The organism is Bradyrhizobium sp. F1.4.3, from assembly GCF_040548375.1.
Taxonomy (GTDB): domain Bacteria; phylum Pseudomonadota; class Alphaproteobacteria; order Rhizobiales; family Xanthobacteraceae; genus Bradyrhizobium.
In genome coordinates this window covers 62,676-75,791 of record NZ_JBEPRN010000010.1, presented here as the reverse complement: position 1 = coordinate 75,791, position 13,116 = coordinate 62,676, and the positions used below count along the sequence as shown (strand labels likewise).

Sequence of the window (13,116 nt, the reverse complement as noted above, 5' to 3'; positions counted from 1 at the left end):
GTGACGTAAGCCACACAGGCTTGCCGGGCGTGCTGCTAGTTTCGCACGCATGATGAAACATCTCAGGCTACCGATCGTCCTCACCGCTCTGGTTGTCGCGACGCAAAGCTTCGCTGCAGAGACCACCGGTGCAGGCTCAACCTTCGTTTCGCCCGTGATGGCGAAATGGATCGACGCCTACAAGGCGAAGACCGGAAACACCGTGAGCTATCAGGCGGTGGGGTCGAGCATCGGCGTCGGCCTGATCAAGAAGGCCACCGTCGATTTCGGCGCGACCGATATGCCGCTTGATCCAAAGGAGCTGGAGAAGATCGGCATGATCCAGTTCCCGATCGTGATTGGCGGCGTCGTCCCGGTCGTCAATATCGACGGCGTCAAGCCGGGCCAGATTCACTTCACCGGCGAGGTGCTCGCGGGCATCTATCTCGGCAAGCTCAAATCCTGGAACGATCCGGCCATTCGCGCGATCAATCCCGATTTGAAGCTGCCGAATGCGCCGATCACCGTCGTTCATCGCATCGACGGCTCCGGCACGACGTTCAACTGGTCGAACTATCTCTCCAAGGTCAGCCCGCAATGGAAGACAAGCGTTGGCGAGGGCACCGCGATCGAGTGGCCGGTCGGCCTTGGCGGAAGGGGCAATGACGGCGTCGCCTCGCTTGTCGGTCTCGTTCCCGGCTCGATCGGGTATCTGGAATATTCCTATGCGCTGCAACGGCTCGACAAGATCTCGTTCGGCGTGGTGCAGAACAGCGCCGGCAATTTCGTCGTCCCCGACGCCGCGTCGTTCCAGGCAGCAGCCTCGAGCGCGGACTGGAAGGTAGAGAAGGATTTCCATCTCGTCCTTACCAACGCGCCCGGCGAAGATGCCTACCCGATCACGGCCACGACGTTCGTGTTGATGCCGAGACAGCCGAAATCGCCGGAGAGATCGGCCGCGGCAATCGACTTCGTGCGATGGTCGCTGGACAACGGAAAGTCGCAGGCCGAAACGCTCAACTACGTTCCGTTGCCGCCGGCCCTGATCCAGCAGGTCGAGCAGTACTGGCAGCAGAGCTTTGAAGCGACCACCGTGACGGCGTCGGCGATCGGCAAGCGCTGACGCCCGGAACCAGAGCGGCGCGCCCTACGGCGCGCCAACGGCCTTGTTCGCAACGAGTGCCTCGATTTCGGCATCGTTCAGGCCCGCTTCGCGCAGCACCTCGCGCGAATGCTCGCCGAGGCGCGGCGGCATGCGATGGATGCCAGGTGGACTTTCGGAGAATTTCGTCGCGGGGCGCGCCTGCCGGATCCGTCCCTCCGTGGGGTGATCAAGATCGGCAAACAATCCGACCGCGGCGAGATGCGGCTGATCGGCGATCTCGGTGAGCCGCGCGAAGGCCGTGTGTGGCACGTCCAGCCGCAGCAGCAGTTCCTCCCACTCCGCCGTGGTGCGGGTCGGCCCGATCTCGCTCATGCGGTCGTAGATCCTGTCGATGTTCTGTGAGCGCAGCACGGGATCGCGAACGCCGAGCTCCTCGATCAGCTCGGGACGCCCGACGGCCTCGAAGAAGGCGCACCAATTATCGCCGGAGTAAGGCAGCATCGTCAGCCAGCCGTCCTTCGTGCGCACCGGGCGCCGGTTCTTCATCCGCTTGTACCCGGTTGGGCCGATCGGCGGATCGAACGCATGCCCTCCCAGCATCTCGATGCTGTTGAAGCCGGCGATGGTTTCCAGCATCGGCACTTCGACCATCTGGCCCTCGCCCGTGCGCTCGCGCCGGAACAGGGCGGCGGACACCGCGCCGACCATGGCGATCGCGCAGATCTTGTCACCGACCAGGCTCGGGATGAATTCCGGCTCATCGTCCGATCCGATCGAGGATGCCAGGCCCGAGGCGGCCTGGATGATCTCGTCAAAGGCAGGGCGCGCCGCCCATGGCCCGTCCTGGCCGAAGCCGGTCGCCGCCGCATAGATCAGCCGCGGATTGAGCTTTGCGCAGGCCTCGTAGCCGAAGCCGAGCCGCGCCATCGCAGCCGGCCGCACATTGGTGACGAGCGCATCGACCGTCGGGATCAGGCGAGCAAGCGCCGCCTTGCCATCCGGATGCTTCAGATCGAGCGCGAGGCTGCGCTTGTTGCGATTGACCGCCATGAACTGCCCGCTCATGCCGCGGTTGCGGAACAACCCGGCATATCGCCAGGTGTCACCCGTCGGCGGCTCGATCTTGATGACATCGGCGCCCCAATCGCCGAGCATTTGCGCGGCATAGGGACCGAACAGCACGCTCGTCAGATCGAGAACGCGGATGCCGCTGAGGGGGCCGGTCGGTGTCGTCATGTCGTCACTGTGGCTGGAGGGAGAGGCGATCGCGGTGGGGCAGCCCAAGCGGGCGGGACTGGCGCCCTGCCCGCTTGTGTATGTTATTCGCCGAGCACGTCGCCGAACAGCTCCCAGGACTTGCCGTTGAACCGAGCCATCTGCAATTGGCGGATCGGCGTGACCTGTTCGGCGGAGGTGTTCAGCTTGATGCCCGGCAGCAGCATCGGCAGCTCGACATCCTTGAATGACTGCGCCTGTTTCATCAAATTCGCGCGCGTCAGGTCATTGCCGGCGCGTTGCAGCACCATCTCCATCATCTGCGCCATGGTGTAGCCGGTGACGTTGAAGATGTCGGCCGAGTCTGCGCCCGAATTATACGTCTTCATCCACTCGCGCCAGGCCTTCATTCCGGGATCATCGGCCCAACGCAGATCGCCGGGATCCTTCTGGAAGGCACCGGTGACGATTCCGACGGAATTGTCGAGCCCGGCCGGGGTCAGCACCGAGCCGACGGAGTTGGAGACGGCCGGAAGAATGATCTGCGGCTTCCAGCCGAGCTCGGCGGCTTTCTTGATTGCCTGCGCCGCAAATTTCGGCGTGCATTCATTGAACAGAACGTCGGCGCCGGCGGCCTTGAACTTGACGATCTGCGAGTCGACGGTCGGATCGGTCGTCTCGTAGACGGCCTCGGACACGATCTGGTCGACGTGCTCGCCGAGGCCTTCCTTGAAGCCCGCCAGATAATCCTTGCCCGCATCTTCATTCGGCGTGATGACGGCAATCTTGGCATCCGGCTTGTTCGCCAGAATCCACTTGGCGTAGATGCGACCTTCGGTCTTGTAGGTCGGCTGCGAGCCGGTGGTCCACGGAAACTTCTTCGGATCGTTCCAGCGGCTTGCGCCGCTCGACGGGAACAGCTGAGGAACTTTCTTGACGTTCAGATATTTCTGCGCCGCGATGTTCGGGGCGGTGCCGAGCATCGAAAACATCGCAAACACCTCGTCGCTCTCGACGAGACGCCGCACCTGCTCGACTGTCTTCGACGGCGAATAGGCGTCATCCATGCTGATGAGGTCGACCTTGCGGCCATTGATGCCGCCCTTCTCGTTCAGCATCTTGAAGTAGGCGGCTTCGGCGCGGCCGATCGCGGAATAGGCCGAGGCCGGGCCCGAATAGGGCATGGTCTGGCCGAGCTTGATGGCCGTGTCGGTCGCGCCGGTATCGTAGTTTCCGGCGATCGCGGCCGTAGCAGCGCCCAAGGCCGCCAACAGAGCGGCAGCTCCACGGACGAACCTAAATTGTTTTCCCGGCATGCTCGGCATCTCCTTCCCTGGCAGAGCGCATCGACGCGGGCCCACAGGCCGTCGTCAACGTCCTCCACTTCTGTTCTTGGTTATCGTCGGCCGCATCGATGGCGATGCCAGCGATCGCGACGATACCTTGATTATGGGGCGTGAGATGTAGCTAAGAATTCAGATGCGTATGCGCATCGCGCAGCCGTTCTATTTTGCCTGTCCGTCGCCTGACAGCGACGTCAGACCTCGAGCCATTCCTGGCGTACAGCAGAGTTCGCCTTGAGCTCCTCCGGCGTGCCTTCGAACACGACGCGACCGTGTCCCATGATGTAGACGCGCTTCGATATCCGCATCGCGATCGAGAGCTTCTGCTCGACGAGCAGAATTGCGACGCCGGCTTGCGCGATGCGGGCGATGAGATCGCCAACCTGCTGCACGATCAGCGGCGCGAGCCCTTCGGTCGGCTCGTCGATCATGATCAGGTCCGGATCGCCCATCAGCGTGCGGCAGGTGGTCAGCATCTGCTTCTCGCCGCCGGACAGCACGCCCGCGGCCGTATCGGCGCGCGCGGCGAGATTGGGGAACATGTCGAGCATGTCCTGGAGCCGCCATTTGCCGGGACGGCGCGTGTCCTTGACGCCGAGCAGGAGATTCTGGCGAACCGTCAGGCTCGGAAAGATATCGCGATGCTCGGGCACATAGCCGAGGCCGAGGTGTGCGATCTTGTAGCTGGGCAGGCCGACGATATCCTTGCCCTTGAAGCGGATCGTGCCCTGCGGAGCAACCTCGCCCATGATCGCCTTGACTGTGGTGGAGCGGCCGACGCCGTTGCGACCGAGCAGGCTCACGACCTCGCCTGCGGCGACATCGAGATCGACGCCCTGGAGGATGTGGCTCTTGCCGTAATAGGCGTGGAGATTCCTGACCTCGAGCATCAGTGCGCTTCCTCGCCGAGATAGGCTTCCTTGACCTTCGGATCACGCCGGATCTCTTCCGGCGTGCCCGACGCGATGATGTGCCCGTAAACCAGGACGGAGATGCGGTCGGCGAGACCGAACACGACGCTCATGTCGTGCTCGACGATCACCAGCGTCTTGCCCTCGGTCAATCGCCGGATCAGCGACACCGCGCGCTCGGTCTCGGCGTGGCTCATGCCGGCGGTCGGCTCGTCGAGTATGACGACGGTGGCACCGCTGGCAATGGTGATGCCGATTTCCAGCTCGCGCTGCTCGGCGTAGGTCAAAAGGCCCGCCGGAACATCGCGCCGGTGCGTCAGATGGATGTCATCCAGAATCTGGGCGGTGCGTTCGCGCACCTCGGGGAGGCTATCGACGTTCTTCCAGAACGCGTAGCGATGACCGGTCGCCCACAGCACGGCACAGCGGACATTCTCCCAGACCGTCATGCGGGCGAACACATTGGTGACCTGGAACGAGCGCGACAGGCCGCGCCGGTTGATCTCGAAAGGCTGGAGGCCGGAGATCAAATCACCGTTCAGCCGGACCTCGCCCGAGGTCGGCTTGATATGGCCGCTGATCAGGTTGAACGTCGTGGACTTGCCGGCGCCGTTCGGCCCGATGATGGCGTGCCGCTCTCCTTTCGCGACGCTGAGATTGAGGTCGCGGATGATGCCGACATTGCCAAAGCGCTTTTCGACGGCGCGGACTTCGATGGCTGCGGTCATGCCAGATACCCCCGGTCACGGGCCACCGTGGCAGCGCGGTCCCATGCCTCCGCAATCCGCCGCCAGGTCAATCGCGCCACGAAGAAGCCGCCAACAACGAGAACCGCTGCGGTGAGCCACGTCGCCGGCGACGTGGCGTTGAAAGGAATACCGAACAGGTTGATGGGATCACCGCCGGAATAGCGTGCGACCGTTTCGATGGTCAGGATCACGCCGCAGGCGAGCGCCACGGTCGGCACGATCGCGACCAGATAGGACGGGATCACCGTCCACAGCGTTCCGGCGCGGATCAGCGGCCGATGCATCATCAACAGGCCGGCGATGCCGCCCGGCGCATACATCACGATCCCGATGAAGATGATGCCGAAATAGAGCTGCCATGCCGTGGTGAGGTTGGTCAGCCCGAGCTGGAGATACGTGACCAGGATCGCGCCGAGGATTGGCCCGAAGAAATAGGCGGTGCCGCCGATGAAGGTCGAAAACAGCACGAGGCCGGACTGGATCGCGCCGAGATAGGCGGAGTTCGCGATCTCGAAATTGATCGCGGCGAGGCCGCCGGCGATGCCGGCGAAGAATCCGGCAAAGCAGAAGGCGAGATAGCGGACGACGTGCGGATCATAGCCGATGAACTGGACGCGTTCGGGATTGTCGCGGACCGCATTGCAGATCCGTCCCAGCGGCGTCCGGGTCAGCGCGTACATCGCAATGGCCGACAGCACCAACCAGAACGCGATCAGATAATAGACCTGAAGCTGCGGCCCGAACGACCAGCCGAGCAGCTTCGGCAACGCGGTGCGATCCGTGGTGATGCCGGCCTCGCCGCCGAACACCGAGCGCAGGATCAGCGAGGAGGACGCCACCAACTCGCCGATGCCGAGCGAGATCATTGCGAACACCGTGCCGGCGCGTTTGGTCATGACCCAGCCGATGATCATCGCGAAGACGAGACCACCGAGCCCCCCGAACAGCGGAATGAACGGGAGCGGGATCGGCCAGCCACGCGACACCACAGCATTCATCATGTGACAGGCCGCGAAGCCGCCAAGGCCATAGTGGACGGCGTGGCCGAACGACAGCAGGCCAGTCTGTCCGAGCAGGATGTTGTAGGACAGCGCGAAGACGATCGCGATGCCGATCAGGCTGAACGACGTCAGCGAGCCGCCCGACGAGAACACCAGCGGCAGGACGATCAGCAGGGCTATGCCGATCAGCCAGACGCCATAGAAGCGCAGATTTTCGCCGGCAGGCTTTGCCGCGGCCTTCGATGTCGAATTCATAGCCGTGGTCATGACTCGCGCGTCCCCATCAGGCCCATGGGGCGAACGATCAGAATGATCACCAGCAGAAGATAAGGCACGATCGGCGCCACCTGGGCGATCGTGACGTTCCAGATGTCGGTGAGGACGGAGGGGCCCGACGACGGGTCGAGCGGGCCGAAGGCGCTCGCCAGCGAGCCATCGAGCGCCACCGCGAAAGTCTGAACCAGTCCGATGACGAGCGAGGCGATGAAGGCGCCCGGCAGCGACCCGAGCCCGCCAAACACGATGACGACAAACAGGATCGGTCCGAGCGATGCGGCCATGTCGGACTGCGTCACCAGGGCCGGACCGGCAATGACGCCGGCAAGGCCGGCCAGCGCGCTGCCGACCCCGAACACCGCCATGAACACGCGGCCGACATTGTGGCCGAGATGTCCGACCATGTGGGGATGGGTCAACGCCGCCTGGACGATCAGACCGACGCGGGTGCGCTTGAGCACGAGCAGCAGCGCCACGAAGATCACGACCGACACGGCCAGCATGAATATCTTGTAGGCGGGGTAGTTGGTCGAGAAGATGGTGAAGGCCGGAAAATCGAGCAGCGCCGGCACGCGATAGTCGAGCGGGCTCTTGCCCCAGATCATCGAGACGATCTCTTCGATCGCAAAAGCCAAGCCAAATGTCAGCAATAGTTCCGCGACATGGCCGTGCTTGTGGGTGTTGCGCAGGCCGTAGCGCTCCACCGCCATGCCGATGGCGCCGACCAAGAGCGGTGCCAGCACCAGCGCCGGCCAGAACCCGATCCACTTCGTCAGCTGGAAGCCGAAGAAGGCGCCGAGCATGTAGAAGCTGGCATGGGCGAAGTTGAGCACGCCCATCATGCTGAAGATGACGGTCAGCCCGCTCGACAGCAGGAAGAGCAGCATGCCGAACAGCACGCCGTTCAGGGTCGAAATGACAATGAGTTCAAGCACAGCGCACTCATGGATATCCGGGGCCAATTGGCCCCGGCGAACATCGTTCAACCGATCAAATGCATTCCGCCCGTCGTCTTCCCGCAACCGACGGCGGCTCGCGGAAAGACGACGTACCCCGTGATTACGGCCGCGTCATCTTGCAGGTCGTGGAGACCATGGCCTGCGGCGTATCGATCTTCGAAACCAGATGCCAGCCCCAACCGGTGCTCTCCTCGTCGAACGGCTCATTCTCGGTGAGCTTGCCGAAAGAGGAGATGTAGATCGGCTGGAAGAACTGGTGATCATCCTTGCGCATGAGACCGTTGCCGCCGTCGAGAACCTCGAACTTCAGGTCCTCGAGCGCCGCCGCGACCTTCACGGGGTCGATCGAATTGGCCTTCTCGGCCGCCGCCTTGAACATGCGCATCTCGTTGACCGCACGCGGATACCAGAGCGACAGGTTCACCTTGGCGCGGAACGCCTTCTCGTAGTCCATCGCAGCCTTGTTGCCGGAGTTCGCGAAGCCTTCGGTGATCTGGAAGACCTGATGATCGAGACCGGTCTGCTTGATCGCGGTCGGGCCACCGGCGCCGCCGGCGTAGTAGGTATACCAGTTGACCTTCAGCCCGGCATCCGCGGCAGCCTTGAGCAACAGCGCGATGTCCTGGCCCCAATTGCCGGTGACGACGCTGTCGGCGCCGGACGCCTTGATCTTGGCGATGTAGGGCGAGAAGTCCGTGACCTTGAGCAGCGGATGCAGCTCGTCGCCGACGATCTGGATGTCGGGCCGCTTGGCCCCAAGCATCTTGCGCGCGTCGGTACGGACCGACTGGCCGAACGAATAGTCCTGGTTGATCAGGTACACCTTTTTGATCGAGGCGGTGTCCTTCATGTAGCTGGTCAGCGCTTCCATCTTGATGTCGGAGCTCGCATCCCAGCGGAAATGCCAGTAGCTGCACTTCTCGTTGGTCAGGCTCGGATCGACGGCGGCGTAGTTGAAGTACAGGACTTCCTTTCCGGGATTGCGCGTGTTGTTCTTGGTGACGAAATCCGACAGCGCCGCGCCGACGGACGAGCCGTTGCCTTGCGTGATGTAGTGCACCCCGGCGTCGATCGCCTTCTGGGCCTGCACCAGGCTCTCCTGCGGATTGGTCTTGTTGTCGAGCGGAACGATCTCGACCTTGTGGCCGAGGATGCCGCCCTTGGCGTTGAGCTCGTCGGCCAGATACTGGAATGTCTTTAAACCACCCTCGCCGACGCTGGCTCCGCCGCCGGAGAGCGGATCGATATAGCCGATCTTGAGGGTGTCCTCGGCCGACGCGGCATGACCGAGCATCGGGGCGATCACGGCAATGGCCAAAGTTAGCTTGCGCATTATTTCGTTTCCTCGCTGAATTTCGACTTTAGTCGATGGACTATTTTGCGCATGTTGCAGCGCAATTTCAGGCCTTAATGAGCAGAATGAACTATGATTGACAAGCTCGGCAGGACATGGCTCCGGCCGCCGCTATGGCAAAATGTGAAGGCGGCTGCCTACCTCTTCCGCACAACTTTCCGCGATACGAAATAGAACGCAAGGGGGAATTCGCACGCGCGTCGCACATTGGCACTGGACGACGATCGTAGGGGCGACGAAACCGTGCCCTGTCGGCCCCGCCCTAAACGCCCAGCGCCTTGCGATTGAACGTTCGCACGAAGCGCAAGGACAGCGTCCGTACATTCGCGACGTTGAGCAGCCACGCCACACCGGTGTAAGCGAGGCCGCCCGCAACGCTCACGATGATGAGCGAGACGGGACCGGTGCCGCTGACTTCCGACCGCGCAACGAGGATCGCGCCCGCCATCGCGGCGGCAGACGCCGCGACACCGGCGAGGCGGTTGACGTCGAACGGCACGGGATGGGCGCGATGCATCAGGACGACGGCGACGACGAAGCCGATCGCCTCGGTCGCAAGCGTCGCCAGCGCCGCGCCGTAGAGGCCATAGCCGGCGACCAGCGCGAACATCAGCGCCACGCTCACCACCAGCGTGAGGAATGACTGCGCCGCCAGCATGAAGGGACGCTCGGCGAGCTGGAAGCTGATCTGCACGTAGAATTGATTGGCGATGCCGAAGAAGCGGGCGAGCACAAGCGTCGGCAGCAACGCCGACACGCCGGCGCGGAAGTCGACGCCAACGAGCGTACCGGCGACCTGGTCCGTCGCGAGCGCAAGCCAGACCGCAACTGGCGCCACGACAACGAGCAACAATTCGAAGCTCTCGGTCAGGCGTTCGCGGGTCGCATCCGCGCTCTTCTCCGACAGCGATCGGAACACCAGCGGGACCGTCGCCGCGGCGACGCTCGAGGCGATCATGACCATGAACTGGCGCGGCAGATCGGCGGCGACGCCGAAGATGCCGGCGGCGTCCTTGCCGAGCAGCCCGGCGACGATGAGGCGGTCGCAGGTCGAATACAGCGCGACCGAAAGCCCGGCCAGGGTCAGCGGCAGGCCATAGCGCGCCAGCTGCATGAACTGGCTGCGCTGAAAGTGCGCGATCTTCGTACGGTCGCCCACCAGATTGAGAATGATGCCGGCGAGCGAGCCCATGCCGAACGCCGCGAGCAAGCCCATGCCGCCCCAGCCGAGCCAGATGCCGAGCAGGCCAAAGCCCACGCTCGACACGCTGCGCACGATCGAAATCGCCGCGAACCGATAGGGGCGCAGCTTGGCACGCTCGAATTCCTGGCCGACATCGACCGCATTCGACATGATCGCCACGAACATGCTGGCGAGCAGCAGCTCGACACTGACGTCACTGCGGAACAGGAACACCAGTGGAGTCGCGGCGCAGAGGACGGCGGCGGTGAGCGCAAAGGCGACCATCGCCGTGCCGCGGAAATCCACCTCGGCCGACATCGCCTGATAGCGCGACACCGACAGCTTGATCCAGGCAAAGAAGATCGCGCCCAAGATGCCGGCGACGCTGATGCCGACCACATAGACGCCGTACTCCGCCGGGGTCAGCAGCCGCGTGTAGGCGGTGACCGCGAAGAAGCCCACCGCCGCAGGCAGGATGTAGGCCAGGAGGTAGATCGAGAAATGGCGATTCAGCATGCGTGCACGGGACCGGGGTCGGCCTTGTGATCGAGGTGGCCGTTAGTCAGTTGGACCTTGGCGTGGCGATCGGACTGCGCCGCAGCATCCCCCAACATAGTCACATAAGTCTGCAAATCGGACCGCGAATGGGGTTGGTCCGCCGGTTTCGCGCGTTAGCGTTAAATTTGCGCTTTCCTTGAACCGGGCGGCGCGATCACCGAAAAGAAACCATGATTTCAAGACGCCGCCCGGCTTTCTCTGATGCGTGGACGTGACCGAGATGGACGTTGCCGAACGTACTCGGGCGACCCCGGCCTCCCTGCCTCATGGCGGCAGTGATGCTCCCCTGGTTCCAGCCGCCTCCGCGACCGGAAGCGGCGAGCGGATGGTCCTCAACCTGTTCTTCGAGGAACGGGACGACCGCTGGTTTCCCGGCGACCGTCACATCCGGCCGCTGCTGCGGCGCATGCTGCTTGGCAAGTCGTGGATCAGCGGCCAGCGGCGGGTGTTCCTCAATCTCCGCGCCGGTCTCGACAGGGTGGGTATCCGCTATCGCGTGAACGATTACGGCTACATCCGGAAGCACCCGGAAGAGCTCGCCTGCATCATCGGCCGTCCCTTCGTGCTCGACTGGTTCGCATGGAAGAACCCGCTGCTGCTCGGCGTCGCCATGTACAACCATCCGGTGGAGGAGCCAGAGCGCCTGAAAGACCTGCAAACGAAGAGCGTCCTGGTGCCCTGCACCTGGTACGCCGAGATGTGCCGGCCGTACTGGCCGCACGTCGAGGTCTGGCCGGTCGGCATCGAGACTGACCTGTGGACGCCGGCGCCTGCCGCGCAGAAAAGCGTCGACGTGCTGCTCTATGACAAAGTGCGCTGGGACCACGACCGCTACGAGGCGGAACTGATCGAACCGATCAGCAGGCATCTCGAAGCGAGCGGCCGCACGGTCGAAGTGATCCGCTACGGCCACTACAAGGAAGACGACTACAAGGCGGCGCTGGCGCGCTGTCGCAGCATGATCTTCCTCTGCGAGCACGAAAGCCAGGGCATCGCCTGCCAGCAGGCGCTGTCGAGCGGCGTTCCCGTGTTCGCCTGGGACCGCGGCGGTCCATGGCGGGACCCCGAGCATTTTCCGCACAAGGTGAGATACGAGGGGGGTGTCTCCTCGGTGCCCTATTTCGACGCACGCTGCGGCATGACCTTCACCGACGCAAACGGCTTCATCTCCGGCTGGAGCGACTTCTGGTCGCATGCCAGCGCCGGCGATTACGCGCCTCGCGACTATGTGATGGACAATCTGACCCTCGAGAAGGGCGCGCTTCACTATTACGACATCGCGGAAGGGGTGATGCAGCGTCAGACCCGCTGACAAAGCTGTCCGCAAAAGTTAACCCAACATGAGGAAACACCGGCGTCGCAAGGCGTCGCTTGGTACGATGGCGCGTTGGTTCCGAAAGGACTGCCGCCACGTGATCAGGCTCGACAGACGCGAATTCCTCCTTGGCAGCGCCGCAACGCTTGCGGCGGGCGCATCTGCATCCGCAGCGCCGGCGTCGAAGCTTGCCCAACGTCGCCCGGGATTTGGCGCTGCCGCCACGCTCTGGGACTTGCAAGCCGATCCGCGGCTCGGCGAAGCCATCAGCACTTACTGCACGCAGGTCGTGCCGGTGCTCGAGCTGAAATGGCCGATGCTGCGGCCGGACGCGCACACCTTTGCTTTCGAGCGCGCGGATGCGATCTTCGATTTCGCCCAGCAGAACGACTTGACGATGCGCGGGCACGCCCTCGCCTGGTACCATGACATTCCGGACTGGACCAAGCAGATCAAGGATGCGAAGGGCGTCGAGCGCGCTTACGTCGATCACATCGCGACCGTCGTGTCCTATTACAAGGACAAGCTGACGTCATGGGATGTCGTCAACGAGCCGATCCCGGACAACCCGAAGAAGGTCACTGACCGCCGCGACACGTTCTGGACCCAGCACCTGGGCGACCGCTGGATTCCGCTGGCCTTCCGCACGGCGGCGGCCGCCGATCCTTACGTGAAGCTCGCGATCAATGAATACGACATCGAGTCGGCCAAGGATTCGTTCATCTCCAAGCGAGCGGCCTACCGCAATCTTATCATGGACCTGCTCGACCAGGGCGTTCCGCTTCACGCCGTCGGGCTTCAGTCACATCTGCATGCCGAGCTCGAGATCGACACGCATGGGCTGGCCGAATTCGTCACCGAGCTACGGTCGTGGGGCCTGGAGGTGTTCGTCACCGAGCTCGACGTCGACGATCAGAAGCTGACAGGCAATCCGGCCGAGCGCGACGCCATCGTCGCCAAGCGCGTCGATGATTTGCTGACGGCAATCTCGACCAGCGGCCCGGTGCGCTCGATCCTGACCTGGGGCATCTCGGACCGCTACAGCTGGATCAACGGCACCTTTGCCCGCAAGGACAAGCAGTCGAACCGTCCCCTGCCGCTCGACGGCGAGTTCAAGCCCAAGCCGTTCATGGACGTCATCAGCAAGTTCACGAAGGATGCTTGAGGT

Annotated in this window: 11 protein-coding genes; 3 read left to right on the top strand and 8 right to left on the bottom strand. The window is 63.3% G+C overall.

The features are described 5' to 3' along the window. Positions 1 to 49 precede the first annotated feature (49 nt). The gene (gene pstS / locus ABIB73_RS24040; protein WP_354227996.1) at positions 50 to 1,102 is read left to right on the top strand and encodes a phosphate ABC transporter substrate-binding protein PstS; all 1,053 of its coding nucleotides are present in this window, start codon (positions 50 to 52) and stop codon (positions 1,100 to 1,102) included. Positions 1,103 to 1,126: 24 nt separating this feature from the next. Here the strand turns inward: pstS and ABIB73_RS24035 are convergent, their stop codons facing one another. From ABIB73_RS24035 to ABIB73_RS24000, 8 genes are all read right to left on the bottom strand, one after another. Beyond that, a complete protein-coding gene (locus ABIB73_RS24035; RefSeq protein WP_354227994.1) occupies positions 1,127 to 2,320 on the bottom strand; it encodes a CaiB/BaiF CoA transferase family protein in 1,194 nt (397 codons plus the stop codon). Positions 2,321 to 2,403: 83 nt separating this feature from the next. Further along, the gene (locus ABIB73_RS24030; protein ID WP_354227992.1) at positions 2,404 to 3,624 is read right to left on the bottom strand and encodes an ABC transporter substrate-binding protein; all 1,221 of its coding nucleotides are present in this window, start codon (positions 3,622 to 3,624) and stop codon (positions 2,404 to 2,406) included. Between the two features lie 212 nt (positions 3,625 to 3,836). Continuing rightward, positions 3,837 to 4,532 carry an ABC transporter ATP-binding protein gene (locus ABIB73_RS24025; RefSeq protein ID WP_354227990.1) on the bottom strand — a complete coding sequence of 232 codons (696 nt, stop codon included), beginning with the start codon at positions 4,530 to 4,532 and terminating at the stop codon, positions 3,837 to 3,839. Beyond that, a complete protein-coding gene (locus ABIB73_RS24020; protein ID WP_354227988.1) occupies positions 4,532 to 5,281 on the bottom strand; it encodes an ABC transporter ATP-binding protein in 750 nt (249 codons plus the stop codon). Before ABIB73_RS24020 ends, ABIB73_RS24025 begins: the two co-directional genes overlap by 1 nt. Next, entirely contained in the window at positions 5,278 to 6,570 is a 1,293-nt protein-coding gene (locus ABIB73_RS24015) for a branched-chain amino acid ABC transporter permease (RefSeq protein ID WP_354227986.1), read from the bottom strand. The genes ABIB73_RS24020 and ABIB73_RS24015 overlap by 4 nt, the downstream gene beginning before the upstream one ends. After that, on the bottom strand, positions 6,567 to 7,514 hold the full coding sequence (locus ABIB73_RS24010) for a branched-chain amino acid ABC transporter permease (RefSeq protein WP_354227984.1): 948 nt from the start codon (positions 7,512 to 7,514) through the stop codon (positions 6,567 to 6,569). The genes ABIB73_RS24015 and ABIB73_RS24010 overlap by 4 nt, the downstream gene beginning before the upstream one ends. A 124-nt stretch (positions 7,515 to 7,638) precedes the next feature. Beyond that, positions 7,639 to 8,871, bottom strand: a complete 1,233-nt coding sequence (locus ABIB73_RS24005; protein ID WP_354227983.1) for a branched-chain amino acid ABC transporter substrate-binding protein — start codon at positions 8,869 to 8,871, stop codon at positions 7,639 to 7,641. A gap of 283 nt (positions 8,872 to 9,154) precedes the next feature. Continuing rightward, a complete protein-coding gene (locus ABIB73_RS24000; RefSeq protein ID WP_354227981.1) occupies positions 9,155 to 10,591 on the bottom strand; it encodes a lipopolysaccharide biosynthesis protein in 1,437 nt (478 codons plus the stop codon). A gap of 262 nt (positions 10,592 to 10,853) precedes the next feature. Between ABIB73_RS24000 and ABIB73_RS23995 the strand changes: the two genes are divergently transcribed. Both ABIB73_RS23995 and ABIB73_RS23990 read left to right on the top strand, forming a co-directional pair. Beyond that, positions 10,854 to 11,945, top strand: a complete 1,092-nt coding sequence (locus tag ABIB73_RS23995) for a glycosyltransferase family 1 protein (protein WP_354227979.1) — start codon at positions 10,854 to 10,856, stop codon at positions 11,943 to 11,945. A 100-nt stretch (positions 11,946 to 12,045) separates the two neighbouring features. After that, positions 12,046 to 13,113 (top strand): endo-1,4-beta-xylanase, encoded by a 1,068-nt coding sequence (locus tag ABIB73_RS23990; protein ID WP_354227977.1) that lies wholly within the window; start codon positions 12,046 to 12,048, stop codon positions 13,111 to 13,113. The last annotated feature ends 3 nt before the right edge of the window (positions 13,114 to 13,116 follow it).

Excerpts from the sequence above, each read along its gene's own strand:
- pstS (WP_354227996.1), top strand. The coding sequence starts at position 50 with ATGATGAAACATCTCAGGCTACCGATCGTCCTCACCGCTCTGGTTGTC.
- ABIB73_RS24035 (WP_354227994.1), bottom strand. The coding sequence starts at position 2,320 with ATGACGACACCGACCGGCCCCCTCAGCGGCATCCGCGTTCTCGATCTG.
- ABIB73_RS24030 (WP_354227992.1), bottom strand. The coding sequence starts at position 3,624 with ATGCCGAGCATGCCGGGAAAACAATTTAGGTTCGTCCGTGGAGCTGCC.
- ABIB73_RS24025 (WP_354227990.1), bottom strand. The coding sequence starts at position 4,532 with ATGCTCGAGGTCAGGAATCTCCACGCCTATTACGGCAAGAGCCACATC.
- ABIB73_RS24020 (WP_354227988.1), bottom strand. The coding sequence starts at position 5,281 with ATGACCGCAGCCATCGAAGTCCGCGCCGTCGAAAAGCGCTTTGGCAAT.
- ABIB73_RS24015 (WP_354227986.1), bottom strand. The coding sequence starts at position 6,570 with ATGACCACGGCTATGAATTCGACATCGAAGGCCGCGGCAAAGCCTGCC.
- ABIB73_RS24005 (WP_354227983.1), bottom strand. The coding sequence starts at position 8,871 with ATGCGCAAGCTAACTTTGGCCATTGCCGTGATCGCCCCGATGCTCGGT.
- ABIB73_RS24000 (WP_354227981.1), bottom strand. The coding sequence starts at position 10,591 with ATGCTGAATCGCCATTTCTCGATCTACCTCCTGGCCTACATCCTGCCT.
- ABIB73_RS23995 (WP_354227979.1), top strand. The coding sequence starts at position 10,854 with ATGGACGTTGCCGAACGTACTCGGGCGACCCCGGCCTCCCTGCCTCAT.